Source organism: Methylobacterium mesophilicum SR1.6/6, from assembly GCF_000364445.2.
Taxonomy (GTDB): domain Bacteria; phylum Pseudomonadota; class Alphaproteobacteria; order Rhizobiales; family Beijerinckiaceae; genus Methylobacterium; species Methylobacterium mesophilicum_A.
This window is the reverse complement of the sequence record NZ_CP043538.1, coordinates 5,054,093-5,080,172: the sequence shown is the minus strand read 5'-3', so window position 1 is coordinate 5,080,172 and position 26,080 is coordinate 5,054,093. Positions and strand designations below refer to the sequence as shown.

Here is a 26,080-nt window from a genome sequence, read left to right as displayed (position 1 = left end):
ATACTGGCCACAAAGACCCTGGGAAGGGCTTTGGTGGACTTGCCTCGCTGGAGCGGGACCGGCCTTGAACAGGATCCTTGCGCAATAAAAATTGAGGGACTTCGGGTTGTATCGGCCAATCGTCGCGCTCGAGCGTGAAGGTGACGCAGCAGCGAAGATCAATCGTGGCGTTTTTACACGCATTCATACGGCAGAATATCGCAACTTTGTTGGCTTAATTGGATAATCATCATAATTCGACGCGATGCTGCTAAACCGTTACTCTACTTTCTTTCGAGTATATCTGTGAGATGAGTCCAACTTGCACAAGTGTATTCCAGTCATTATAGTCGACAGTTTCACTGAATACAAAACCCTTCTCATAAGCTCGATTGGCTCCAAGTATATATTGACTGTACTCAGCGGTATGCTGCTGGCTCGTGATTTCGTTCAAAATTTTCGAGTCAAAATCACTTAAGAACTTAAAATGGAGCAGCGCTCCATGGTGTGGTCCTCCTTCAATGGAGTCGCCATTGTTAAGCCTTGGCGGCCAAAGTTCATGGGCGCACTTAATGAAGGCATAATGGCTCTTCCAGTATGTCAAAGGCGTCTTATTCAGCGCCGGAGAGCTAGAAATCTCCTCAAAAAATAATCTATTTCGCACGCCACCCTTGATCCAACTGGTTCTTGAAACCGAATCGTATGTGACTTGATATCCGGAGGCATCAAACTTGTTGCAGATTGTCAATGGATCCTGCCCAGACCTATAAAAATTCTCAGAGGGCAATCGGTCACTATACATGTCCAGCATGACGCACTGGACGCTGATTTGATTGCGAGCTGCGAGGTCCTTGGTAAACTCTAAAATTTTACGAGTCTTGTAGCCTTCGAAGACTAAAAATTCGTCTGCGTCAACATGTAGAAGCCATTTATTTGCGCAATATTTTGCCGCGATGTGATTAACCCAGTCCATGCCAAATCTCGCGCTCTTGAATCCGCCTTTGGCTTCAAATAGCGATACATCATGCTCCTGTAATAAGATTTCCCTTGTGCCATCGGTAGAGCAGTTGTCGATTGCTACAAAATGCTGAAATCCTAAGTTTCTATAATATCGCAGAAAGAACGGTATCCGCGATTGCTCATTCTTGACAATCATCAAAACAACATGGATCGCCTGGCTCAATTCCGGTCGAAGTTTGATGCACGCCAAGTCTCTTGATTTCGCAGTGCGGCGGATCCATGCGACAATCCCGTTAATAAGATAAGATTTAAGATATCTCGCAATTTTCATCTCAGAGGCCATTCCTGCATCTTTGTCGACTGAGCAGATCGACACGGTTGATCTATATCAAATGTCCAGCGAGTCAATTGCGAATTCAGAATCTGATTATAATTGCATGACTCAGTCTGCCGCAAGCCGCGATCAAATTCATCTCGCAAAATCGAGGAGGCTTAATTTGCACAGATATTCTACGGTCATCTTCACGGGAAACGGTTCGTAGCACAAAATCGGGAACGGTGGTGCGGACCCTGCGCTCTCCGCACCACGCCGGCCAAGCTCAACGCCCGCATCAGCCGGGCCACCGTGCAGCGTGCGACCCGGATCCCCGCGCGAGCGTGCCGCCGCCAGACCGTCCGGACGCCGTAGACGCCGAAGTTGACTGCGTGCACGCGCCGGACCTCGACCATCAGTGCCGCGGCACGCTTGGCCCGGGCGGCAGCGTGCCGGGATCGGTCCGCCGCGCAGTCTGGGCGCGGTACGTTGACGGGATGTTCGGCAGGACCCTCGAGATCGCCCCGTCAACGTTCAGGGCGCGGTGATCGTTGATGAATGTGATCACGACCGGAACCGGCAGTCGAGCTCCACCTGCGCAGGATACGTCGATCCTTTCCTCCGGATCTCGTTGGCCTGCCGGAGTTCGCGGTTTTCCCGCCCCAAAGCCTTGATCCGCTCGCACTCGTCCGTGGTCGAGCCGACCCCGACGCCCCGGCCGCGTTCGGCCTGGCGCACCGAATTGCGCAGCGTCTCGCCCAAGCAACCGATCTTGGCCGCGATCGATTGGATCGCAGCCCATTGCGAACTGGACTCACCCTCGTGCTCCCGAACCAGCCGGACTGCCCGCTCGCAAGCCTCAGGTATAAAGGCGGAGTGTGTTTCGTCATGGCTCCAGCTTTCCAAGAGCTGGAGCCTCCGAAAACCCCGGGGGCGGTTCAGTCCGTTGCTCGACCAGCCGCCAAGCGCGCCCAAGAGGGTTGTCGGCGACCGCGGCTCCACCAGGCACGCCGTCCGCGAGCACTTGTTAAACATGGGTGCGCGCCCCGCGATCCTGCTCCAGCGCACGAGGCCCCGCCCGCGCGTTCAACTTCAGCCCTCGGCGTATGCTGGCCTCCTTGGTATTGGCTGATCCTCTCAATCAGCCAAGTCCGGAGCTGCCGGGCAGATCACGTCCGTCTCGTCCGTGCTCTGTCGCGGCTGTACCACCATCGAACGGACGTCCGGACAGGGGTGCGGATACCTGTCGCAACGCCGCCTGTTGCGATTGGTTCGCCCGCAAATACCTCGCTGCCGTCTGCTTCGCGGCGACCGTTTGCAACTGGGAGTGAGTCCAGACGGTAGATCGGGAGTTTACACTGTAGGCCTCCGGAATTAATGGACACGCAATGGGAATCTCCTGACTTGATGGGCGCTGAATTCATGTCGGCAGCAATGAAAGATGTCGAGTCATCTATTCTTGAATATCCTGTTGAATTTAATGGAAATTTTGGCTGGTTCAGTGCTGGTGTCAGCGAACGCGCTGTGATTTTGTGCGGAACTTTAGGATTCGAACAACTTTCAGCTCATCGAGCATGGCGAGAATTAGCAGCGCAGATCGCGGGTGCTGGATGTGCAGTTCTGCGTTTCGATTACCCAGGAGAGGGCGATTCGCTCGACATCGATCCCCGGCGCCTGGATAATTTTACCAACGCGATTTTTCAAGCAGTCATGTTTCTTCGCACTGAAGCTGAAGCGAAGGAGATCGTACTGGTTGGACTTCGACTAGGCGCGACTCTCGCGGCTCTGGTTGCAGCCAATTGCAACGTTGACGGACTTGCCCTTCTCGCGCCTTTTACAAGCGGTCGAGCTTATTTGCGAGAAATGAGATTACGAGCGACTACGATCGATCATCTCCCGGATGGTACGCCAATCCCTCAGAAAGCTGACGAATTGCTGCTTGGCAGTTTTCGTTTACACAGTTCTCTGATTGTTGATATTTCAAAAATTGATTTGTTTGCTGATATACGAGCGCCGGCTCCCAGAGTACTTATCATCGGCAGCGACACCAAACGCCTCGCACAGCGATACAAGGATCTTGGCTGTGAAGTGTCGACAGACTTGTTTCCAGAACTTGCCAATCTTCTTGTCAGTGACATGTTTTCGGAAACGCCGACCGAAGCATTTAAACATGTTACGAATTTTGTTATTCACCAAGCGAGTTTATCGACGGAGACGCGACGAACGCCCGCACCGGCGAGCCAGATCAATGGTCCGGGCTGGAGCGAAAGGCCGAGACAATTCGGTCATGGCATGTTCGGCGTCTTGTGCCGGCCGGAACACAGTGCGGCCGATACTCCAATAATCTTGTTTATTGGCTCAGGTCGTAACCCACACTCGGGAAGAGGACGGCAGATTGTAGCCCTATCCCGCAAGTTAGCGCAATCCGGCGTATCGTCCTTCCGATTTGATCTCCTCGGCATCGGAGACAGTGTGGAAAGAAGGGACGGTTCATCGCCCTTGTACTCGCTGGACGCTGTCAATGACGTAAGAGCCGTTATTGATCATTTGCAAGCGTCAACTCAAAATCCGGTCATGGTCGTCGGATTTTGTAGCGGAGCGTTTCTCGCGTTTCACGCTATATGTCGAGATGAGCGGATCTCAGCGGCAGTTCTCGTAAACTTATTTTGCTTTGATTGGAATCCCTCGTATGATCTTGAAACTATGATGCGTAACCCGAATTGGGGCTTGGCGAGCTATGCAGCACAAGCCAAGAGCCGTGCATCATGGTCTCGCCTCTTTCGTGATCCCAAAAGAATTTTGAGCATATTGATGAAGCTATCGCGCCTTGCAGGTCGAGTTTCCAAAAGGAGCGTAAAAAATATATTCCAGAAAGTCAATTTTCAAGATACTGTAAGTGGCCGGATCGATAATGTCCGCAAACGCGGCGCGTCTCTTGCCTTCATTTTCAGCGAAAACGAGCCAGGCATGTTGGAGGTTTATAGAAATTTGGGACATGATAAGAAGAAGGTCGAGGATATTATTGGAGGCCCCATTGTCGTGATTGATAAGGCGGACCATAATCTCGCCAATGAAGGAGTGTTTGATGAATTTGACCTGGCGTTGAGAGGCATCATTCAAAATGAAAACGCCAAGTTAGCCGCACATAATCGACGTGAGCATTTTGGCGTGGTGTCGAAGGTCTGATAGGACATGTACGATCTGGATAAGGAATAAATTGTCGTGATACGGTCAGCCCGAAGCTTTCCAGTTTGGGGTTAAGCGTGTGCTCATTTCGCTTCGTTTTGGCTGATGAGGGCGCGGGCGTGGATGCAAGGGCGTAGTTGTCCTGTGCTGGTCACGGATTGGGCGGCGATGGACGCGAGCCAAGCGGGCCAGGCCGTCCTCATCCCAAGCCTGTCGATAGATCGACGATCTAGCCGCGGCGTCGCGGGCGCTCGCTGTTCTCGATCCTGCGGCAGACGAGGCTCAGCGTGATGCTGCGTGGCCGGAACCTGTCCGTGTCCTGATGGCCTGTGTAGTATGAGCTGTGACGTGCAAGGGCAGTCGGTAGGCTCAAAGGCTGCGTGATCCGTCCATGAACACCAACAGGACGCTGTGGTGTGCCGGGAGGCCTCCGAACCCACGCCCGGCACGGGTCGTCCCTCAGGCGGCGAAGCGGTGGTAAGCGATCTCGATACCTGTCGATGGGCGGCGTCGTGAAGGATGTTCGCACTGCCTGCATGGGAGAGCCATCGGCAGACCGACCTTCGACACGCGTTGAAAACGCCACCCGCACGAAGGTCTCCCGGTCGATGTCTAGCAGACTCATCACGCTCAGCCCGCCCGGTTTGTCGTGACGGCCGCTTGGCATTCGGTACGACGTCCGGAAATTTGTCGGATAACGTGGTATTGTCCGTAGATGGATGAGGCGTCTGGCGGTTGAGAGAGTGAGAGGGAGAAGCGACCGTGCTCTAGATTAACCTCGAAAAGAGCCTTCGTCGGCCGCTGCACCTATGCGCTGAGCCAACTTAGAATTAGCGGAACTCCCGAATGAAATCGCGTTTCCGAAAAGCGATCCTGATGATGTCCCCGGCCTCAGTGCTGAGCGTCGTTTCTGTCCTTGCAGCGTGTAATCAGCTTCAGGCAGGGGACGGATCACTGCAGATTTGCCGTTACAAAAAAGTCTGGGGTGACGATTTTAATGATTTAAGCGTATCTAAGTCCAACAACGAACGAGCGCGGTGGTCTGCACACACCCCCTGGAATGGCGATTTCGGCGACGCAAAGTTTCTGGATCCTATAGACTTTTACTCAGACCCCGAAAGGAACGTGCCGTTCTTTGTGAAAAATGGCATATTGACTATTAGAGCCAGGAAGCACGAGAACGGCAAGTGGACGTCGGGTTTGCTGTCTTCCGCTGACCCGACGACGGCCGGTTTCGCACAGACATACGGTTACTTCGAGGCACGTATGAAGTTGCCTCCCGGTCCAGGAGTTTGGCCGGCGTTCTGGCTTGCATCCAATTCACGGAAGGACGACAAGACTCCGAGCGTCGAGATCGATGTCATAGAGTATTATGGACACATTCCGGATGCCTTCAATTCTGTTCTGCATGTTTGGAATAAGATCAATCCCGAAGAAAATCGAGGCGAAGCAATTACCACTAAGGTGCCAAGCGGTAGTTTGAGCGAGACTTTTCACACCTATGGCGTCGAAGTGACAAAGGAATGGATCATATTCTATTTAGATCGGCGCGAGATCGGCAGAAAGCCAACTCCGCACGAGCACACGAAGCCACTGATGATGCTTGTCAATCTTGCCCTCGGATCAGGTTGGCCTATCGACAAAACGCGGAATCCTTCAGATTTGCTTGTTGATTATGTTCATGCCTATGCGCCCGATTTGCCTAAGCGCGATCTGATCTGCAAGGAATGAGCTAAAATGACATTCCTCTAAGATCGGCAAGCCCTCGTCATCCCATTTCGAGCTCCAAGATCCGGGCCGGCATGTCATTGCCACGTTGTCGATCTGTAAGTATTTTGTATCAACCCAGGGAAGAGATTTCTATTGACAGCATGGAAATATTGATAAATTTCGAAGTTGGCATTTTCTGCCATACGGATCGAATCAAGGGTTAGTAACGGCATCTGAGATTTTCAGTGTGGATGGAAGCATTTTGATTGTAAGAGCAGATGGCAGAGTCGACTAAATTTAGAATACTTGGCTTTAACGGGCTACGCGCTTTGTGCGTAATAGCCGTATTCCTATCGCACAAGTGCAATCTTGAGTTTTATGCCGCGCCCTTGGGGGTATGGACTTTCTTAGTAATTTCAGGATTCCTCATCATTGGCGAGTTGCATGGGGCGCGCCTTGATGTGGAGGCCGCTCGTTACGGGGTCGGCACGGCACTGCGCATCTTCGCCACTAAGCGAGCGCTACGTATCTTTCCAGCCTACTATGGATTGCTGGCTCTCCTCTTTCTTGTACGAAGGCTATATGACCCTATGGGAAATGGCCTCGATTTTGTTTGGCACGCGGTCTATTTGTCGAACTATTTCTCAGCGTTCGTCAGTCCCAATTTAGGCAGTCCTTTCGGAGTCCTATGGACGCTGTCGGTCGAACAGCAGTTCTATGTGCTTGCCCCGCTCGCCTTCGTGCTGTGCCCGGCGGTCTGGCATGCACGCATCTGTATTTGCGTGGTGGTCGTTGCCGCAGCAGGGCACTTATTGATGCAACATCACGGCGTGTCAGCGCGGGATATCTACCTGACAAGTCCTTGGAATTTCGCGCTGATCGCATTGGGAGGAGCGGCTGGCATTCTCATGCGCGCGGAGCGATACCGCGCGCCCTTACGCAGGCCACTTCCGCTCCTCATCGCGATGACCATCATCGCAACTTACAGCGCGAGTTGGCTTGCCGCCCGTGTGCCCGATCCCATTGGCGGATTTTCAACTTTCACAGTCAGCATTGCGCTAGCATTGCTTGTTGCATGGATACGTTGTAATCAAGAAAGTTTAGCGGTCCGGTTACTTGAGTGGCCGCCGCTTGAATATTTTGGGGTTATCAGTTACGGGTTCTATCTCATTCATAACTTCATACCGAGCCGATCAATTCCAGGCTATATTGGTCTTGCGAACTATCCAATCTTGGGCTGGTTCATTGGTGCCTTAATCAGCTTTGCAATTAGCGTTGCTCTCGCACATATTTCCTGGCGCTTCTATGAGAAGCCTATCCTTGGACTCCGCGCACGGCTGCTACCTAAGCGCGTGGAGCTACCTAAGGTCGCGATTGGAGCTGCTGGTTCACCGACCTGAGGTTAAGGTCACCTCCGTCATTCGCGGGGATCCGTATGTTGATCCTCCCTCGGCATCGCGGACACCTTTGATACGCTCATGCTGAGCGGGGAAGGTGTCGAATGGCGAAGACGAGACGAGAGTTCACACACGAGTCCAAACGCGAGGCGACCGCCTTGCTGGAGAGCAGCAGCCGGCCGCCGATGCAAGTCGCGGCCGAGCTCGGGATCCAGCACTCGATGCTGAGCAAATGGCACGACACGCTGAACGGGCCTTCATCTGGACCGCAGTCTGCTGGATTGACGGGTGCCTTGCTACCAAGCCCAGTGGCGTCCCCTTCCAATCAGGTTGCCGACATCGTCCGGCTGCGGCAGGGGCTCGAACGCCCGCGCATGGAGCGCGACGGATCAAAAAAGCCATCGGCAACTTCGCGGAGCTGCCCAAGTGACCTTCGCCTTGAAGGAGCAGCATGCGCGGACCCGGCCGGTGCGTCTCATGTGCCGCGTGCTCCGGGTCTCGCCCAGCGGCTTCCACGGATGGCGCTCAGGGCTTGAGAGCGCCCGCTCGGCCTCCGATCGCCAACCCCTGGACGACGTCCGGCGCGTCCATGCCGCCTGCCACCGACGACAAGGTGCCGCACGCGTGCATGCGGCCCTCCGGGCTGAGGGCTGGTTCGTCCGCCGCGAGCGGGTGGAGCGTCACATGCGCCGGCAAGACATTCGTGCCCTGGCGGGGCGTCGGTTCCGGCGCTGTACGACCGACAGCCGTCACGATCTCCCGATCGCGCCCAATCTCGTCAAGCAGGATTTCTCGGCTGCGCGACCCGACACGGCTTGGTTTGCCGAACCGAAGGATCGCGGAGCGACATCGCCAACCTGCCGACCGACACGGGCTGGCGGTACCTGGCCGCCGTCCTCGAACTGGCCGCGCGCAAGATCGTCGGCTGGTCGATGCGCGATCACATGCGCGCCGAGCTGAGGGGCGGCGGCATTGATGATGGCCGTCAAGCGGCAGCGGCCGGCCGCCGGGCTCATCGGCCACTTGTATCGCGGCAGCCAGGACGCAACCGAGGCCTACCGGAGACAGCTCGCCGGTATGGGGGGCGAAGCCGTCCATGAGCCGCACGGCTTGGGCCTCACGACAACGCTCCGAAGGAGAGCTTCTTCCACACGCTCGAGGTCGAGTTCGTCCATCAGCGACGATGGGTAACCCGGGATGAAGCGCGGCGCGATCTGCCCGCTCACATCGCGGGCTAACACGATCGGCACCGCATCCACTCGGCACTCGGCGATCTTACGCCCGAGCACGCCGAGAGGACCGCGAAATGATCTCCCTGTGTCCGCGATGCTGAGGGAGGCTCAAGATTGCGCTCATGCCGCGCAGCGATCTGATGCTCAAGGCAGGGTGTCACAGTATCGGACCGGGATCCGTAACGCGGGCGCGAACAGGCTCCTTTCGGCGACGCGGCCGGCATGGTCGATGCCGTACAGGTCAAGAAGGGTATTGATGACGCTGTCCGTCTGGTAGGGCCGCGTTAGATTCTCCCGAAGGTCCTCAACCTTGGCGCCGAGGCGGTTGCGCAGCGCCGGCGAGATCCACATTGTGAATGGAATCTCGTAGACTTGGCGTGGGGCGGGGCCATCAATGTGGGAGTGGAAGTCCGAGACCTCGCCGAGCGCCTCGCCATGGTCGGAGAGAAAGGTGACGCTTGCGTTCTCGCCGGTCTCGCGAGCGGCATCTATGATCTGTGCGACCACATGATCCGTGTAGAGCACGGCGTTGTCATAGGCGTTGTAGCGGTCGATTTCGATTCCCTGTAGGCGCCGTGGCGTAGAAGGAAGCGACACGTTGGTAAAGCGTGCAAACGCTGGCGCATATCGGAGGCTGTATTCGGCGTGCGCGCCGAGTAGGTGAACAATTACGAATTTCAGGGGCGCTGGGTCGGCGAGGGCCATTGTGAGGGGAGCGAGAAGCTGTTCGTCGAGGCTGACGCCCGCGCCCCAGCCGACGCGGTTCACGAAGACACGTGTGTCAGCCGGTCCCGACAGGATCGCAGACCAGTTGTCCCATCTGCCGTAGAGTTGCTGGTTCGAAAGCCACCACGTGCGGAAACCGGCGGCCTTCAGGATCTGGAGCAGACTCGGTTTCTCGAAGAGCGGCGCAAGATCCTCGCGAGATGCGAAGGTGAGCAATTCCTGCAGTGCCGGAACCGTCTGGCCGCGGGACGAACAGACGTCCTCAGCGACATAGAGTTCCGGCGCGAGCCGACGCAGGTTGGGTGTCGTGTCACGCTCGTAACCATAGAGGGACATGTGGCGGCGCGTGGTGGATTCCCCGATGATGAGGATGTGGGTCGCCGCCCGCTCTATTGGTCGGGTGACATCGCCGACACTATTCTTCTCAAGGGCGGCCTGCATGCGCTCGGCCGCGGCGCGGTAGAGCAGGTTGTTGGTAACCGAGCGCGGCAGGAAGAAGCCCGGATTGAAATACGAGATGCCGCGATGCCAAGCGCCGACCGGCAGCATCAGGCCGGCAAGCGCAACCGCAGCGAGCCCAATTCGCCGCGACGGCCTCGGGACTGAGCGTGGCGTCGTTAGGGCGAGCGCAAGTGCGGCGAGAACCGCCGCCAGGAGGGCCAGAAGCACACGACGCCAGTCCGTCGCCCAGTTTAGAAATTCAAGGGCCTCCTGCGGATTGGTATCGAGAAGCGCGCTGATCGACGGATCGCCTATGAGCTGTCCGTAGAGTAGGAAGTGGTATGTGTAAGCGAATAGGTAGAGACTCAAAAAAAGGCATAGTAAGCTGTAAAGTATGCGGAAGATAGTCCGCCCAAGGAAGTGCACGCCGGCTGTTAAAAGCGCTGTAAAGAAGACGAGATTGAAAAGGGCAATGCCCAAAAGAGCGAGGGTGGTGAAAGCCATCGCGGTGCCGGTTGCAGCTGTGAGAACGGCCGCCGCAAGGGGGACTGTGCCACCGAGTAGAAGCGCTGACAATAGCGGTCCTCCCCGCCTCATCCCGACGAGACCGAACATCAGCGCTTCCCCCTTTCAGTGCCCAAAGAACTAGCATGGAATCGTTCGCGAAGAAGGCAAAATCAATATCTCGGCTCGGGTTTTTGTTTGGGAAATTTTCGATTCTTTCTTGAAAAGATCAGAGACTGAGACAGGTCCGAATTCTCAAAATCTCAGGACCCGTTTGCTTGTATTTTCAAAACTAGGAACCGGCGGCAGAAAGTAAACAAGAGGCAGACTGCAGTGGATTAGCTGCGGACGAGGCGAGCGTGGTTTAAGGCGGTATGGTGGAATCCGTTGAGCCGTCTGAGTATTCATGCGGTCGGGCTCCGGCCACGATAAAGCACGGGCGGCACGTCCACGACTCCAGACAGGCCTGGACCGCACCGTATTTCCTGGGGGCCGTATGGCTTGGATCAGGGAGCCGGGGTGAGCGCCTCGACCTCAGGAAATCCGGTCGCTTCGGCTGCGGCAGAACGCGCGTTGCCGATGGGTTCGAGCAAGCGGCGGGTGTTGAACCAGTCGGTGAATTCGAAGGTAGCGAACTCGACGGCCTGCGCCGATGGATCACCTCGGCTTGAACAAGCCGCTGATCGTCTTAGAGCGCCTAACAGAACCGTTTGATCTGCTTGAGGGTGATGAGGCTCGCGGCCAGGGTTGTGAAGGCCTCGTAGATGTCGCCGCGCCGCTCGTAGCGGATGGGCAGGCGGCGGAAGCGGTTGAACCAGGCATGGGTCCGCTCGACGACCCAGCGGTGACGCCCGAGCCTCTCGCTGCTCTCGATGCCTTTGCGCGCGATCCGCGGCACGATCCCGCGCGCCCGGCACTCCCGGCGTCGTGCTTTGGCATCATAGGCCTTGTCCGCGTGCAACTTGTCCGGACGATGCCGCGGGCGTCCGCGCCGCCCGTTGCGCAGGGGCGGGATGGCGTCGAGGGTCTGGGCCATCATCACGCTGTCGTGTCGGTTGGCGCCGCTCAGGCAGAAGCCGAGCGGCGTGCCGCGCGCGTCGGTGACGCACGATCGACGGCGAATGTGAGAGATATGTTCGAAGATTTGAGCGAGGAGCGGTTGAACCAGGCATGGGTCCGCTCGACGACCCAGCGGTGACGCCCGAGCCTCTCGCTGCTCTCGATGCCTTTGCGCGCGATCCGCGGCACGATCCCGCGCGCCCGGCACTCCCGGCGTCGTGCTTTGGCATCATAGGCCTTGTCCGCGTGCAACTTGTCCGGACGATGCCGCGGGCGTCCGCGCCGCCCGTTGCGCAGGGGCGGGATGGCGTCGAGGGTCTGGGCCATCATCACGCTGTCGTGTCGGTTGGCGCCGCTCAGGCAGAAGCCGAGCGGCGTGCCGCGCGCGTCGGTGACGAGGTGGCGCTTCGTGCCCGGCTTGCCCCGATCCGTCGGGTTCGGGCCCGTGGCAGAGCCCCTTTTTTGGCCGGGACAGACGCACTGTCCAGGCTCGCGCGGCCCCAATCGATCTCGCCCGCCGCGTGCAGGCGCTCCAGCAGGATCTGATGCAGCCGCGCCCAGACGCCTGCCGCCTGCCAGTCGCGCAGGCGGCGCCAGCAACTCATCCCGCAGCCGCAGCCCATCTCGGCGGGTAGCATCTCCCAGGGCAGGCCAGAGCGCAGCACGAACAGGATGCCGGTCAGCGCCGCACGGTTCTCGAGCGGGCGCCGCCCGCCCTTCGGACGCGGCCGGGGCGGCGGAAGAAGCGGGGCGATCTCAGTCCACAGATCGTTGGGAAGAAGGGGGCGAGCCATCCCAGCCAACGCCCGACCACACGATCCGTGCCCGTTCTGTTAGGCGCTCTAAGTATCGCTATTTACGCTGGGTTCTCGATCATGTCGTGACGGGTAGAGGCCACCTCCGGGCTGGCTCGCATAACGGTCAACGCGGCGCGGTCGGGTGTGCGCGGCCGACCGCTCTCCAGCTTGGGCCAGCTCAAGCGGAGTTATCGGCACGATCCCGACCCAAGGGCCATCGCGACAGAGCGATTTCGTTGTCCCTCTGCAACGCGCCGAATACGGTTTTGTTTGAAGGTCTGAGCAGACTTTCGCATTCGCAGATGGATCTGCGCCCACGTCGTGCAACACCGTAGCGGTGGCCGATGGGAGCAGTCCAGCCTCAATGCCGCCATCGACCCGAGCACAGGTATGAGCGGGAAGGTCACGCCTTCATTCAATCTGCAGAATAAATTCGAATGTAATCAACCCACATATCAACATGTTTCGCGGGCGGAACGACTATGGGCCAATCACCCGAGGAGAGAGCGTTGTCAAACATCCAATAAAGAGGCGTCTTGCTGCCTTTCTCTGGGATTGGTATCTTGAAAGTTACTTTATCATCGATGTAGAATGTTGCCTGTGCATCTTCGACCAGCACCCCGTACGTATGCCAATCTGAGGTGGCGTCAAAATTTGCTGTGAACATCTGCCGAGGAACGCCATCATTCTTGCCGTCTCCTATCCAGAGGATGACGTTATTGGCTATGGTGTACGAACCGGGGTCAGCCTGCTCGTCGTAAGCCTCGAAACCATCGATCTCGAGGCCGTTCGGCTCGTTTCCCTTGCCGTCGGTGCCTAGGCTACCGGCCCACATGCTTGGCCACATACCCTTGCCGAGCGGCAAAATGGCTCGCATCTCGACGTAGCCTTTGCGGAATGCAGCAATCGGCGGCCGTCCATCTGCGTAAGCGGTGCAGAGCAGGCCGGAGCGCCATTTGCGCCCATAACTCTGTGGATCCACGTAGGCGTCATCGTAAAGGGCGCGAATGCGAAGGCAAGACGGCATCGGAAGCTGGAAGACATCGCTCAGCTTCTCGTTTTTTGTCATGAAGTACGAACCCGATCCCCACTGGTTGCCGTCAGGGCGCACGCCAAACGCCCACCGGCTGTCGTCCGGGAGCGTGTCGAAGTCGTCCGCGAGAAGCTGCCTCATCCCGGTCGCGGGAGCAGGAACCGACAGCGCCGCACGCCGGATGGCCGGATTATCGATCAACAGTGTGAAATCGAGGCGAAGCCCTTTTTCGGTTGGGTCGTCATACCACGCCATGATGCGGCAGTTGAGCGGGCCGGTGCGGACGCTGCTGAGATCCATCGTGGCGGTCCACCCGCCTTGGCCGTCCTGCACAACGCTGACCCAGGGCGACACGCCAGGCACGGCAATCATGATGTTCTTGAATGTGCCGGTGTATGTGCCGGCGAAGGCGAACGTCTTGCTGGCAGTGAGGATAATGTCCGGGTAGGCCACGCAGCCCTGCGCTTCTGCTGTGGCCGAGCCCGTCTTGATCGGTGATGTGAGCGTCAGCATGCGCGCAGCCGTGGCTTCAGCCGGCGTCGTCGGCATCGCGTTGGCCGCGAGGGCGGCAGCACCGGCGCCCAACAAAGATCGTCTGTCAATCTGCACGCGACGCTCCATGTAGCTCATTTGATATCGAACAGTATAGCTGTGTTCGATGGCGATACCATCAAATTGTCTTTGCCGTAGGATCTGCGTCGCGAGGACATCGACACGGTGGCAACGGCCGCCGATTTCTGTACGGATCGAGCCTCTCGCAGACCTTCCGAGCCGGTGACGAGGAGCCGGCGCGGGTACTGGTCTCCTCCCTTGGAGTTCCGGCCGAGCCGTTCCTCACCGCTGCTGGACTTGTCGAGCGGTGTCAAACCCGGCCAGGCCGCACACTGACGCTCGGAGCAGGAATGGCTCGGACCGGTGACGGCGGCGGCCAGCGCGGTCGCGCCGAGGAAGCCGCCGCCCCCCCGGCTTGTTGGCGATGCGTCGGGCGTGATCGTTCGAGCGGTACCAGGCCAACTGATCGCGCTCGAGCCGATGAAGGCTGTCTTGCACCCCCAATCGCCTGCTCAGCGAGGGTGCCGATCACTTGGCGGTCAGCTTCCGGACCTCGTACGCCTCGCCGGCGATCGCACGCGGTACTAAGGCGAGGGCGAGCGTGAGATCCGTCGGGATATCGATGCTAACTCGGGCAGCAGCGCGCGGACCATGTGACCAATTGCGTGCGCTGGCGGACCAGGAGATCGCGTGTCCGATTCAGAGACAGGGCTGATCGCTGCTCGACCAGTTTGGTCGGCACGAAGCACATGGTCGGCCGCGTGACAGCTTCGCAGTCGAAAATCCGCTGGCTAAGAGCGCCTAACAGAACGGGCACGGATCGTGTGGTCGGGCGTTGGCTGGGATGGCTCGCCCCCTTCTTCCCAACGATCTGTGGACTGAGATCGCCCCGCTTCTTCCGCCGCCCCGGCCGCGTCCGAAGGGCGGGCGGCGCCCGCTCGAGAACCGTGCGGCGCTGACCGGCATCCTGTTCGTGCTGCGCTCTGGCCTGCCCTGGGAGATGCTACCCGCCGAGATGGGCTGCGGCTGCGGGATGAGTTGCTGGCGCCGCCTGCGCGACTGGCAGGCGGCAGGCGTCTGGGCGCGGCTGCATCAGATCCTGCTGGAGCGCCTGCACGCGGCGGGCGAGATCGATTGGGGCCGCGCGAGCCTGGACAGTGCGTCTGTCCCGGCCAAAAAAGGGGCTCTGCCACGGGCCCGAACCCGACGGATCGGGGCAAGGCCAGGGCAACGAAGCGCCACCTATCGGTGGCCGGGTCGCGACACCGGCGGGTTGCGATGCCCTGGGACGCGCTGTGAAATTTCGAGCGTCAGCCTGGGCTCGGCGGGCGATCTCGCGTCGCGCTATGGTGTGGAAGCGCACCTGATGAATCAACCGCTTCCGCCGCCTGCCCATCCGCTACGAGCGGCGCGGCGACATCTACGAGGCCTTCACAACCCTGGCCGCGAGCCTCATCACCCTCAAGCAGATCAAACGGTTCTGTTAGGCGCTCTAAGAGATCGCGCGTGGCGGCGACTTCCGGAGCGTTGGTCCGGTAGCGGACCGCGGGGTGCGATCCGGACAGACCGGTCCGCGCTGATGCAGCCCGAGGGGCGGGCGAGACGCTGCCGGCAGAGCCGGGATGTTTCCGGCGGTCTCGAACGTCTATCCCGTGGGGCCGCAGCGCGCTGCTCGGGAGCAGGGCGGCGCGCCGGGCTCCGGATTGGCCTCGCACAGCGGTGATCCCGATGTCGCGCGAAACGCTCGTTCCCCTGATCCTCGCGGGCCTGTTCACGCTCGGCTGCGTCGGCATCCACCGCGCGCGCCGGCATCCCGATGCCGTCACGTTCGGGCTGGTTCTCCTCCTGGGACTTCTCGCCACCGTGTATGTCGGGCAGCACGTGGCCCTGGATGCCCGCCATCCGTCCTGGCAGCACGAGGCCTCGCACCCTTTGGTGCCGCTGCCCGCGAATCCGATGATGTGACGGGCATCGCGTCGCGTCCGGCTCCCCCGATCGCGCGGTTCCACCGCGCCGCCGCGCGGCATCCGGAACGCCGGGCTGGCGCAGCTTTTCTCCGACCTGCCTCATAGAGTCTCGGCCAGGCTCCGGAACGGGTCGATAACCGGCACGGCTTGATGTGTCCGCTTCCGCGGGAACGTCTCGACCGTCGGGCGCATCCCCAGAACCGGGGCCTTGCTGACGATCAGGAACAGCAAGGACAGCGTGATCGGCTGCGGGGACGCGGCGCTCCCGCTCCCCTGTCGCGAGGGTAAGACCGATCCGGGTTCGGCACTGCCATAGCCGATGAGGCGCGGCCCGGACGCATCGCAGCCCCGGATTAAAGCGGGCGTCCCGACGTCTACCCTTTCAGAACGAGACCACCTTCGCCCCGCCGGCCGCCGCCGAGCGGGGCTCTCTTTGACGCAACCGGGTCCCGCGCGGTGCCCATCATCCGCTTCGGATTAAGCGGGATCCGCCAACGTCTACGCTGGGTCAGGCGGCGTCCCGGCCCGCCATCGGCGTCGTCAGCATCCTCTCAGGAGTCAATCTGTGCGTTCATATGTGCTCGGCGTGATGCTTACCGTGCTGATCCCGCTCTCGCTCTCGGCGCAGGCCCAGGAGGCCGGAGACGCGGCCGCGGGCGAGAAGGCCTTCGCTCCCTGCAAGGCGTGCCACAACTTCCAGAAGAATGGTGTCGGCCCGGATCTCAAGGGCGTCGTCGGCCGCAAGGCCGGCACCTACGAGGGTTACAACTACTCCGCGGCGCTGAAGAATTCCGGGATCACCTGGGACGAGGCCAACCTGCACGAGTGGCTGAAGAACCCGAAGGCGAAGGTCCCGGGCAACAAGATGATCTTCCAGGGCTATACGGACGACAAGAAGATCAACGACGTGATCGCCTATCTCAAGACGCAGTCCTGACGCCGCGTCCGTTCGAGGCGCCATCCTCCACCCATCGGCGGCGCCGGCTCGGCACCGTCTTGGCCCGCCCGGTTCACCGCGGCGGGCCTTTCGCGTCGAGCCTCCGCCGCGCGAGGCCCGTTCGTGCTCCGGATCGAGGCCGGCGCGGGATGCCGGCCCGGCCGAACGCGGCCGCCGCGCCGACAACGTCCGCAGACTGTGCCGTTGCAACGTGAGATTTTGTGACGACAATCCGACTCCCGGCCGGAGGACCAGGGAGCTGACATGCGGCGCGGATCGGTCTTGCTCGTGCTGGCTCTGTCCGTCGCCGCGCCGTGGACGCTTCGCCCTTCGGCAGTCTCGCTTTCCTGCCCCGGCGGCCATATCCGAACCTCCGATGGCCGTCAGGGCCTCGCGCGATCCGGTCGAGAATGTTGAGCGACACAACGGTCTTCCGGCGCTGTCGATCGGTTTGGGGTTCGGCGGATGAACGGCCATCGCTTCCGGGCGCGATCACGATCGCCGATGTGCGTTACGTCCCGGACGGCGCGCCTGTCCCGTGGGGATTGTACAAGGGCGACCAGCGCATCTACGAAGTCGCCGATGCCGTCGCCACCGGTGCCGCCCGCTTCGGTTTCGACGGCGAGGCGGACGCCGCGGACGGGCCGTACCTCTATGTCGGCCTGCTGATCCTCCACTACGGGCACTTCATCATCGACACCCTGTCCCGGCTCTGGCCCATGCTCGTCATGACCGGGCGCCGGCCGAAGATTCTCTGTCATCGCCTCGAGGCATTTCCCGAAGGTCCGGAGCACGCATTCCTGTACGCGATGCTGTCCGGTCTGGGGATCCGGCGCGCGGACGTCGTGAGCTTCGACCGGACGACGCGGATTTCGCAGGTCATCGTGGCGGAGCGAAGCTTCCACGAGCGATCGCATGTCCATTCGATCTTCGGAGATCTGTGCAGGACAGTCGGTCAGGCATCTTGGCCGACCGCTTCCGGTGCCGCACCCGAAAGGCCCGTCTACCTGTCGAAGACGAAGCTCAGCTCGGGGATGAACTGTCTCGTCAACGAAGCGAAGCTCGAATCCGCGTTGAGCCGCCTCGGCATCGACATCGTCTATCCGGAAGAGCTGAGCTTCGGGGCGCAGGTGTCGTTGCTCGCAGCCCGCGGGCCGATCCTCGGGCCGACCACGTCGGCCTTTCACACGGCCGCGTTCTCCGCGCCGGGACGGCGCATCATCGGCTTGAACTGGAGCTATCAGATCAACTCAAATTTCCTGCTGTTCGACACATTCAATCACACGCAGGCTTACTATTATTGGATTTTCAAAACAGAGTATTCGGACGTCAGCAATTTCGGTGTCGGTTGGGCCATCCCCGATCCGGAGCGCGTGGCGCATGAGCTGCTCGAACGCGTGGCGCACTTCGACACCCTCGACCAGCTTGATGCCGCCCAGGAGGCGCGGCGTGCGCGCAAGGAGCGCCGCTGGACGCATCGGCTCAGCGCGTGGCGCCGGACATTCAAGGAGCGGTTCGGGGGCGGCGTGCGCGACTAGGGCGCCCGGGACCGATGCGGATGCCGTGCCGGCGCATCGGACGCGCGGCATGATCGGCTGGGACGTAGGGATCCTGTCCGGCGGTCCTCCCTCGGCCGCTTCTACTTGCCGGAGCGTCTCAGCAGACGAGGCCCGAACACGAGGAGGATGGCCTGGCCGAGATAGGCGCCCTGGAGCGTGGCATTCACCTCAAGGCCCCGTTGCAGGACCGTCAGGAAAGGTCGGGCGTGCAGGGCGCCCTCGATGCCGATCGCGGTGGAGAACACCATCGTGATGACAGCGAGGCTGAACCAGTTGAGCCACCGCGCGATGATCATCCCGATCGTTGCCGTCAAGAGATAGATCATGCCGGGCGCGCCTGTTTGATCTGCTTCCGGGGTTCCCCGTATCCCGATCGGCAAGCATCGGGAAGCGATGACGCGGCGATTGTCTCCCCGACACGCTCGCGAGATCAATATTTAAGGACGGAGTTATCAGCTCTTTAGAAGTAAAACAGAAACATAGGACAGGGTGGTCAGCAGCAGAGAGCAGACGAACGTGACGGCGACGCGAACAGACAGCGAAGAGGGCACAGGAGACATCTCCGAGCGCCGTCCTGAAGCACGAAGTCTCATAAGGCGAGGGCTCCATCCGAGGACGGTCGAGAAGCATCGAGGAATATAGCGCGCGCGTGGGGAGATTGGACTTACTCGCTACGGAAGCAAAGCTGAGAACGGCATCATCACCGTGTCCGTCTACGGATGCGACAATTCGCCTCACGGATGTGGCGCGTGGTTCGATCCGGCGTCGCTCCGCGACCCGACCGTCTCCGGCGCCATTCCCTCGGTAGGCCCCCCGTATGCCTCTCGACCATCGGTCACGATGAGTGTCCGACCTGAGCTGACACGGTCCGGTAGCATGGTCAGCGCGTCGCATCGCCCTCTTTTGATGGCTTGGCCGGGCCTCCGTCAGAGATCCGGTTCATCGACGGTCGCGGCGGCCGGCTCGCACGCGGGCGCGTCTGCCGATCCCGAGACAGGATGCGTGCCTTGGCCGGGCATGCGCGCGCGCCGCGGTCATTCCCGGCCCGGGGTAGGGCGATCGCAGATCGGGCACAAGATCGGGCACGGGGCGGATGCCGCGATTGCATGTATAGGGAGCACGTGTGTGTGCGTTACGAGTGCGGCGACAACTATGTTGGATCCCTTCATCCGAAAGTTGTCGCTCCGCGCGCATCTGGACCGGGATGATGTCGCGGCGCTGGAGCGCGCGATCCGCGACATCTCACGGGTCGAGGCCGGTCGTGATCTTGTGACGGAGGGGAGTGCCCCGGGAGGCGCCTGCATCATCCTCGACGGCTTTGCCTGCCGCTACAAGCTCGTGCCCGACGGCGGCCGCTCGATCCTCGCCTACCTGGTCCCGGGCGACGGCTGCGATCTGCACGCATCCCTTCTCAACCGCGCCATCAACTCCGTCGCGACACTGACGCACTGTACGATCGCCTCGGTCCCGTATCGCGCGATCAAGGAACTGGCCGCGGCTCGCCCCAACATCTATCGCGCTCTGTGGTGGTCCGTTCTGGTCGATGGGGCTGTGCTGCAGGAATGGCTGGTGGGGATCGGGCGTCGCTCCGCCGACAAGCAGGTCGCCCATATCCTCTGTGAACTCCTCACCCGGCTCAGGGCCGTGGACCTCGGCACGGAGGCCGATTACCGGCTCCCGCTGACGCAGGCCGAACTGGCCGACACGGCCGGTCTCTCGAATGTGCATCTCTCCCGCGTGCTCGCGGACCTGCGCAACGCGGGTTTGATCACCAGCGGACGCAAGAGCATCAGCGTACCGGACCTGGGCCGCCTGTGCGATTTCGCGGACTTCAAGCCTGACTACTTGCTCCTGCCGGCGGCCGAGAAATCGTCCGAGGAGCTTGGAAGGTTGCCCGGCATGACGAAGATCGTGTGCTGACCGGGCCCCCGGCTCAGCTCATGGGCCTGTGCCGCTCCTGAGCCTCCTGCTGGGCGAGCCTGCGGCCAGCTCCATCAGCAGCGCATCTGCCCCCGCGCCTTCAGGTCCGGTTCCGGGAGGTGAGCCAGCGCCTGTCGCGCCGCCAGAAGGTGCTCCGCCGCCTGTTCCAGAAGCGGCCTGTGGGCGGCATGCTCGCCCGTCGACAGGGTGAGCCTGCCGGTACGTGACCACGTGATGTCCACGGGGATGCCCCCGGCCACGCACCGGGCGACCCGCGGCATCGCGCACGGTGTCGCCGCGGTCCAGCACCCAGCGCGTGACGCCATCGGCCGAGAGGACCCGGTGCTCGGCGACGACGGGGCTGGGCTGTCCTCTCAGCGCCACCGCTCCTTCATGCAGGCCAGGATGTAGACCGTCCGCACGCAGCGGGTCTGGGCCTCGGGGGAATGCGCCTTGCCCATGCACGCATCCATCCCCGACGTGAGAAGCCAGTGATCGATGTCCTTGCCGGACTCGCAGGTGAAGATCGGCTGGAACCCCTCGAAGCGGCTCATCTGCCAGAAGATGGCGACGAACGACAACAAGCAGAACGCGCCGACCAGAAGCTTGCTGTCGTAGAACCAATGCCGGCGTTCGGCAGCTGTGGCCGCGCGCTCGCTCACCGCTGCACCGGATTCGGCGGCAGGATTGCGGCTCGGGCCCCGACGCGCGTGCGCAGGCGCTTCCCGGCTGCCAGCACCACGGTCACGGGCATGTTGGAGCGGAGCGTCCCGACCGCGTCGGGCGTCCGCCCCGTCGTGGCCTGATGGGCCGCTGCCGCGCTGCTGGCCTGAACGGCATCGAACGCCCGATCGGAGATCAGAGCGACCTTGCGCGGCGCGGTTGAGGCGGGATGGGCAGCCATGCGAGCCCGTCGGTGCAGTCCGCTGATCGGAATCCAGGTTCGGCGAACCTGACGACAAGACGTTAAACGATCGCTTGTCCGATAGACTATCACTCGGCCCCTGCAGGTCGAGTGGTGGGCGCGACAGGGATCGAACCTGTGACCCCTACCATGTCAAGGTAGTGCTCTCCCGCTGAGCTACGCGCCCGGGCCGGAGCCGTGCGGGCTCCGTTGGGCCGGGCCTATAGCGGCTGCCCGGCGTGGGTGCAAGCGGAACCTGCGCGCCCCGCGCGTTGGATCCCGGCGCGAACGCGTTCGAGAGGCTTGAGCGACATGCTTGCCTGCAACACCGATCATCGAGACAAGGGGCCGATCAGAATGCCATCCTGGCTTCCGCCAGCCGCCACCGCTTGACCGCCCGGAGACACGCTCCGGGCGCTCACCTTGGAAACGATTTATGGCCGCCGCCGACCAGATCCATATCGGGAAGGATGGCTTCCTGTTCCTTCTGCAGGGAAGCAACAACGTCAGCGAGCAGTTTGTCAGGTCTGCAGACGTTCAGAATTTTCTCCTGCACTGGCAGACCATGATCCTGTATCGCAGGCGAAAGCTCCGTGAGATGGGGGTCGCCTACAGGCACATTCTCGTTCCGGAAAAGATCACGATCTATGACAATCTTCTGGATCAGATCGATCTCGATTGGAAGTTGTCGCCAGCATTCAGGTTATACCACGAGGATCAATATCTTAAGCACGCTCCGCTTCTCCGCCTGCGCGTCGATCTCGTCTTGCGGCGTCGGGCACGCTGGCGATCAACCCTGATCGATCTGATCGGGCCGTTGCGGCGCCAGAGAGGCGAGCAGGATCTCTACTATCGGACCGACAGCCACCTGTCCTTCGCCGGCCGAATGGTGGCGTATCGCGCGATCTGCCGCGCGGTCGAAGCCAGTCCCGTGCGCGATTTCTGGGAACGTCCGACCACATACCATCCGGGTTGGGCGGGCGACCTCGGGATCGCCTTCACGCCGCCGAGATACGAGGGAACGACGCTGCACCACATCCAGCGGGACGCGGTTCGGGTGCATGCAAGCCCGATCGTCGAACTCCGGGAGCGTCTCGGACTGGAGGGAACGCTCCACACCGGCGCTCACGTCATCTACCGCAATGACGGCGCGGCCGACGCCCGGCGGGTCGTCCTGTTCGGCGACAGCTACGCGAACTGCCTGCCGAACGGCCTCACGATCATGCTGGCTGAGACGTTCCGGGAGCTGCACTTCATCTGGAGCACGCAGCTCGACTACGGCTACATCGAGCAGGTCCGTCCCGATCTGGTTCTGACGGAGATGTCGGAACGGTTTGTGTTCCGGTCCGCGGACGACGGGTGGAGCCTGGATCGTTACGCGCGGCACCGTTACGGTGCGGAGCTGGCGGCTGTGGCCGCGCCGGACGCCGTTCGGTCGTGAGGGATGACGCGCCGCGTTCCAGGGCGGCGGCAAGGCTGTGCGCCCGGATCCCGAACACGGTGCGCCGGATCCCGCGTCGCGCTTTGCACGCGCCTTCGCGCGCTGATAGGTTGGCCTGCCGAGAGAACGGCGTTCGCCGGCTGCGCGTGCTATGAACCGGCCCGGCTCCTGACGCAGACTTGCAGACCCGATCCTCGAGAAACAGAGAAATTTAGAAATCCGCCGTGCGCTTTTATATAGATCACGATGATATTCACTCGATCCGCGGCTGGGTTGTACCGGATAATCAGCAGGCCATCGGCCGGGTCGCCGTGTCCGTCAATGGACGTCGGGTCGCCGAGATCGAGGCAAGCCTCACCGACCCGGTGTTCAAGACCAACGGCTGGCACGCGACGGGGCAGTGCATCTTCCTGATAACCGGCGTCGAGGTGCCGGGGCTCCATGACATCGAGCGGCTGGAGCTTTACGACGCCGATACGAACACGCTCATCCATCGGCGCAATGTCCAGAAGAATCTCACGCAGGTTCGCACCTATCTCATAAATACCGGGATCGAGCCTGAAGTCCTCATTCAGAATGCTCTGTTCCCGCATTATGAGAAGTGCTACTTCGGCGCTCACAAATTGAGCGACGAGATCATATCCAGCATCTTCATGAGCACCACGCGCTCGCTCCTGATGTCGGGCTCGCTCACGGTGCCGCGGTATGAAAATTATCTGACGCCGGACCTGATGCTCACCGCGATCCTGCTGCAGGATCCGCATATCGAGATGGCGACCCGCATGCGCTGGCTCAAAGCCCGGGCCGGCGACGCTGCCGATCCGGCGCGCAGCTGGCGCCTGGGCCCGCTGGCCGAGGCCGCGACCTTCGCGGACGAGTACGACTTCGCCGACGTGAAGAGCCTCAAGCGCTTCTTCCGGATGCTGCCGGAGCCGGCCTACCGGCTGCTCTACAACCCGCTGACCCGCCAGCTCGGCACCCGCATGCCCGAGGACCGGCTGCATCCCGGCAATTCCATCGCGGCGATCGAGGTGCTCGCGCGGATCGAGATCGTCGGCCACAAGGCCCGGTTTCCCGCCTTCGCGTCGACCCTGTTCGACCGGCTCGGTATCGCCGCGCCGATCCCGGTCCTGCCCGCGGTTCCGCCGGAGACGGAAGCGCTCGCCCAGCGGTTGAAGAGCGTCAAGGCGGTCGAGGAGATGCTGGTGTTCGACGTCGCCATGTCGGATGTGGTGAAGGCCTCGGTCGACAAGGGATGGAGCTGAACGTGCGCGTCGCCGACGCGGCGGGGCACCGCCTGCCCCCGGCGCAGCTGGCCGGGACCCGGCGCGGCCGCGGCGGCCTGCCGGTCCGGTCCGGGGCCGACGGGCTGCGCGTCGCGCTCCCCGGCCTCGCCGGCCGCTGGGCCGAGATCGTCCTGTTCAACGATCCGGCCGACGGCCGCGACGCGGTGCCCGATATCAGCTTCGTCGGGGCCGACGGACGTCCCGGCCCGCTGCTGCCGCAGGAGGCCCGGGGCGCGGGGGCTTTCGCGTGGATCGGCCGCCTGCCCGAGGATGCCGCGGAGCTGCGCGTGTTCGACCCGGCCGGGCGGGTCCCGGCCCGTCTGCGCCGGATCGCGGTGCGCCGCCTCGCCCGGCCGGGCCTCGCCCTGCGCGGGCTCCTGCGCGATCCCGGCCTGACCGCGCGGGCGCTAGGCTGGCGGGTCGTGGGCAAGAAGGTGCGGGCCCGGGGCTTCCTCGGGCGGGCGCTGCGCCACCGGCGCGTCACCGGCTACGAGGCCTGGATCGGCACGCACGCGCTCCGCCGCACGGAGCGGGACGGGATCGCCGCCGAGATCGCCGCCTGGGCCGACCCGCCCCTAGTCTCCGTGCTGATGCCGGTCCACGACCCCGACCCGAAGGTGCTCCGGGCCGCCCTCGCCTCCCTGCGCGCGCAGCTCTACCCGCACTGGGAACTCTGCGTCGTCGACGATGCCTCGACGCGGCCCGCGATCCCGCGCATCCTCGCCAAGGCGGCCGCGGACGACCCGCGCATCCGCGTCGTCACCCGGCCCGAGAACGGCCACATCGCCCGGGCGACCAACGACGCGCTGGGGATCGCCCGGGGCGTCGCCTGCGCGTTCATGGACCACGACGACGCGCTGACCGACGACGCGCTCTACGAGGTCGCCCGGGCGCTGCGCCGCGACCCGGCGCTGGTGCTGGTCTACAGCGACGAGGACAAGATCGACGGGCGCGGGCGCCGGTTCGACCCGCACTTCAAGGCGGGCTTCGACCGGGAGCTGCTCTACGCGCAGAACTACATCAACCACCTCACGGTGGTGCGCACCGAGGCGCTGCGCGCCGTCGGCGGCCTGCGCCCGGGCTTCGAGGGCAGCCAGGACCACGACCTGCTGCTGCGCCTGACCGACGGGCTCGACCCGGCGCGCATCCACCACATCCCGCGGGTTCTGTATCACTGGCGGGCCGCTCAAGGCTCCGGCACCTTCTCGGACCGGGCGCTCGCCCGGGCCGAGGCCGCGCGCCTGCGGGCGCTGGAGGAGGTGGTCGCGCCCTTCGGCGGCCGGGCCGAGCGCGGTCCCGGCGGCTTCAACCGGCTGATCCGGCCGCTGCCGGAGCCGCCGCCCCGGGTCTCGGCGATCATCCCGACCCGGGACCGTGCCGAGATCCTGTCGATCACCCTCGACGGGCTGCTCGGGGCCACCGACTATCCCGACATCGAAGTTGTGATCGTCGACAACGACAGCCGCGAGCCTGAGACCGCCGCCCTGTTCGCCCGCTACCGGGACGATCCGCGGGTGCGCGTGGTGGCGGTGCCCGGGGCCTTCAATTTCTCCGATCTCTCGAACCGGGGCGCCGCGGCGGCCACCGGGCCGGTGCTCCTGTTCCTCAACAACGACATCGAGGTGCTGGAGCCGGACTGGCTCACCGAGATGGTCCGCCACGCTGTGCGGCCGGAGATCGGCGCCGTGGGGGCCAAGCTCCTCTACCCGGACCGGACCATCCAGCACGGCGGCATCGTGCTGGGGATCGGGGGCGTCGCCGGCCACAGCCATCTCGGCGTGGCGGAGGCGGATCCGGGCTATTTCTGCCGCATGGTCATCGCCCACGAGGCCTCGGCGGTCACCGGCGCGTGCCTCGCCATGCGGGCGGACGTGTTCGCCGAGGTCGGCGGCTTCGACGCGGTCGACCTCAAGGTCGCCTTCAACGATGTCGACCTCTGCCTGAGGATCCGCCGGGCCGGCTACAGGATCGTCTGGACGCCCTTCGCCACGCTGATCCATCACGAGTCGAAGAGCCGGGGGGCCGAGGACACCCCCGAGAAGAAGAAGCGCTTCGAGGGCGAGGTCCTCACCATGCTGGACCGCTGGGGCCCGGAACTGCGCGCCGACCCCTACTACAACATCAACCTGTCACGGAATTCTGCCCATTACCGGGTGTGAGCGGCGCGGTTTGCGTGG

The 26,080-nt window shown here is 62.0% G+C and carries 19 protein-coding genes, 1 tRNA gene and 5 pseudogenes; 12 read left to right on the top strand and 13 right to left on the bottom strand.

Features of this window, described 5'->3' with window-relative positions; all coding sequences use genetic code 11:
• Positions 1-250: 250 nt before the first annotated feature.
• Positions 251-1,282, bottom strand: coding sequence for a glycosyltransferase family 2 protein (locus MMSR116_RS24030; RefSeq protein ID WP_083920167.1), 1,032 nt, complete (start codon positions 1,280-1,282; stop codon positions 251-253).
• A gap of 205 nt (positions 1,283-1,487) precedes the next feature.
• Positions 1,488-2,142 (bottom strand): annotated as a pseudogene (locus tag MMSR116_RS24025) (IS3 family transposase); the annotation flags it as partial.
• A gap of 517 nt (positions 2,143-2,659) precedes the next feature.
• On the opposite strand from MMSR116_RS24025, the gene MMSR116_RS24020 reads away from it, so the two are divergent.
• The 4 genes and pseudogenes from MMSR116_RS24020 to MMSR116_RS24005 all read left to right on the top strand — a co-directional run bounded on the left by MMSR116_RS24020 (position 2,660) and on the right by MMSR116_RS24005 (position 8,855).
• Positions 2,660-4,438: an alpha/beta fold hydrolase gene (locus MMSR116_RS24020; RefSeq protein ID WP_158169117.1), complete on the top strand. Its 1,779-nt coding sequence runs from the start codon at positions 2,660-2,662 to the stop codon at positions 4,436-4,438.
• An 846-nt stretch (positions 4,439-5,284) separates the two neighbouring features.
• Positions 5,285-6,169: a glycoside hydrolase family 16 protein gene (locus tag MMSR116_RS24015; protein WP_010681959.1), complete on the top strand. Its 885-nt coding sequence runs from the start codon at positions 5,285-5,287 to the stop codon at positions 6,167-6,169.
• A 257-nt stretch (positions 6,170-6,426) separates the two neighbouring features.
• On the top strand, positions 6,427-7,548 hold the full coding sequence (locus MMSR116_RS24010) for an acyltransferase family protein (RefSeq protein WP_010681960.1): 1,122 nt from the start codon (positions 6,427-6,429) through the stop codon (positions 7,546-7,548).
• Between the two features lie 101 nt (positions 7,549-7,649).
• A pseudogene (locus MMSR116_RS24005) lies at positions 7,650-8,855 on the top strand (IS3 family transposase).
• Positions 8,856-8,921: 66 nt separating this feature from the next.
• Here the strand turns inward: MMSR116_RS24005 and MMSR116_RS24000 are convergent.
• From MMSR116_RS24000 to MMSR116_RS32595, 6 genes and pseudogenes are all read right to left on the bottom strand, one after another.
• Positions 8,922-10,559, bottom strand: coding sequence for a phosphoethanolamine transferase (locus MMSR116_RS24000; protein ID WP_010681962.1), 1,638 nt, complete (start codon positions 10,557-10,559; stop codon positions 8,922-8,924).
• 395 nt (positions 10,560-10,954) lie between these two features.
• Positions 10,955-11,101, bottom strand: a pseudogene (locus tag MMSR116_RS32035) (IS3 family transposase); the annotation flags it as partial.
• A gap of 44 nt (positions 11,102-11,145) precedes the next feature.
• Positions 11,146-11,565 (bottom strand): annotated as a pseudogene (locus MMSR116_RS23995) (IS5 family transposase); the annotation flags it as partial.
• Positions 11,514-12,301 (bottom strand): IS5 family transposase gene (locus tag MMSR116_RS23990; RefSeq protein WP_432419877.1). Its coding sequence is split into 2 segments (ribosomal slippage): positions 11,514-11,965 and positions 11,965-12,301, totalling 789 coding nucleotides; the frame shifts between segments, so codons are not numbered across the junction. The gene MMSR116_RS23990 and the pseudogene MMSR116_RS23995, both read right to left, overlap by 52 nt.
• 418 nt (positions 12,302-12,719) lie before the next feature.
• A complete protein-coding gene (locus MMSR116_RS23985) occupies positions 12,720-13,967 on the bottom strand; it encodes a glycoside hydrolase family 16 protein (protein WP_158169115.1) in 1,248 nt (415 codons plus the stop codon).
• Positions 13,964-14,329: a transposase gene (locus MMSR116_RS32595; RefSeq protein ID WP_432419918.1), complete on the bottom strand. Its 366-nt coding sequence runs from the start codon at positions 14,327-14,329 to the stop codon at positions 13,964-13,966. Before MMSR116_RS32595 ends, MMSR116_RS23985 begins: the two co-directional genes overlap by 4 nt.
• Before the next feature lie 404 nt (positions 14,330-14,733).
• Here MMSR116_RS32595 and MMSR116_RS23975 point away from each other — a divergent pair.
• From MMSR116_RS23975 to MMSR116_RS23960, 4 genes and pseudogenes are all read left to right on the top strand, one after another.
• A pseudogene (locus MMSR116_RS23975) lies at positions 14,734-15,376 on the top strand (IS5 family transposase).
• Positions 15,377-15,617: 241 nt separating this feature from the next.
• Complete coding sequence (locus MMSR116_RS23970) at positions 15,618-15,854, top strand: hypothetical protein (RefSeq protein WP_010685954.1); 237 nt, start codon at positions 15,618-15,620, stop codon at positions 15,852-15,854.
• A 567-nt stretch (positions 15,855-16,421) separates the two neighbouring features.
• Complete coding sequence (locus tag MMSR116_RS23965) at positions 16,422-16,793, top strand: c-type cytochrome (RefSeq protein ID WP_010685955.1); 372 nt, start codon at positions 16,422-16,424, stop codon at positions 16,791-16,793.
• 410 nt (positions 16,794-17,203) lie between these two features.
• Positions 17,204-18,331, top strand: a complete 1,128-nt coding sequence (locus MMSR116_RS23960) for a glycosyltransferase family 61 protein (RefSeq protein WP_083920289.1) — start codon at positions 17,204-17,206, stop codon at positions 18,329-18,331.
• A 101-nt stretch (positions 18,332-18,432) separates the two neighbouring features.
• Here the strand turns inward: MMSR116_RS23960 and MMSR116_RS23955 are convergent, their stop codons facing one another.
• On the bottom strand, positions 18,433-18,678 hold the full coding sequence (locus MMSR116_RS23955; RefSeq protein WP_010685957.1) for a hypothetical protein: 246 nt from the start codon (positions 18,676-18,678) through the stop codon (positions 18,433-18,435).
• Positions 18,679-19,504: 826 nt separating this feature from the next.
• Here MMSR116_RS23955 and MMSR116_RS23950 point away from each other — a divergent pair.
• Positions 19,505-20,272, top strand: coding sequence for a helix-turn-helix domain-containing protein (locus MMSR116_RS23950; RefSeq protein ID WP_039894247.1), 768 nt, complete (start codon positions 19,505-19,507; stop codon positions 20,270-20,272).
• Positions 20,273-20,346: 74 nt separating this feature from the next.
• Here MMSR116_RS23950 and MMSR116_RS23945 read toward each other — a convergent pair whose 3' ends face one another.
• The 4 genes from MMSR116_RS23945 to MMSR116_RS23930 all read right to left on the bottom strand — a co-directional run bounded on the left by MMSR116_RS23945 (position 20,347) and on the right by MMSR116_RS23930 (position 21,363).
• Positions 20,347-20,553 carry a hypothetical protein gene (locus MMSR116_RS23945; protein WP_039894249.1) on the bottom strand — a complete coding sequence of 69 codons (207 nt, stop codon included), beginning with the start codon at positions 20,551-20,553 and terminating at the stop codon, positions 20,347-20,349.
• 93 nt (positions 20,554-20,646) lie between these two features.
• A complete protein-coding gene (locus MMSR116_RS23940; protein WP_010685959.1) occupies positions 20,647-20,934 on the bottom strand; it encodes a hypothetical protein in 288 nt (95 codons plus the stop codon).
• A complete protein-coding gene (locus MMSR116_RS23935; RefSeq protein WP_039894250.1) occupies positions 20,931-21,176 on the bottom strand; it encodes a hypothetical protein in 246 nt (81 codons plus the stop codon). Before MMSR116_RS23935 ends, MMSR116_RS23940 begins: the two co-directional genes overlap by 4 nt.
• A 112-nt stretch (positions 21,177-21,288) precedes the next feature.
• Positions 21,289-21,363, bottom strand: a tRNA-Val gene (locus MMSR116_RS23930).
• A 249-nt stretch (positions 21,364-21,612) separates the two neighbouring features.
• On the opposite strand from MMSR116_RS23930, the gene MMSR116_RS23925 reads away from it, so the two are divergent.
• The 3 genes from MMSR116_RS23925 (at position 21,613) to MMSR116_RS23915 (ending at position 26,062) form a co-directional block, all read left to right on the top strand.
• Positions 21,613-22,617, top strand: a complete 1,005-nt coding sequence (locus tag MMSR116_RS23925) for an alginate O-acetyltransferase AlgX-related protein (RefSeq protein ID WP_010685960.1) — start codon at positions 21,613-21,615, stop codon at positions 22,615-22,617.
• A gap of 224 nt (positions 22,618-22,841) precedes the next feature.
• Positions 22,842-23,882, top strand: a complete 1,041-nt coding sequence (locus MMSR116_RS23920; RefSeq protein ID WP_010685961.1) for a hypothetical protein — start codon at positions 22,842-22,844, stop codon at positions 23,880-23,882.
• Positions 23,873-26,062 (top strand): glycosyltransferase family 2 protein, encoded by a 2,190-nt coding sequence (locus tag MMSR116_RS23915; RefSeq protein WP_039894252.1) that lies wholly within the window; start codon positions 23,873-23,875, stop codon positions 26,060-26,062. Before MMSR116_RS23920 ends, MMSR116_RS23915 begins: the two co-directional genes overlap by 10 nt.
• Positions 26,063-26,080 lie beyond the last annotated feature (18 nt).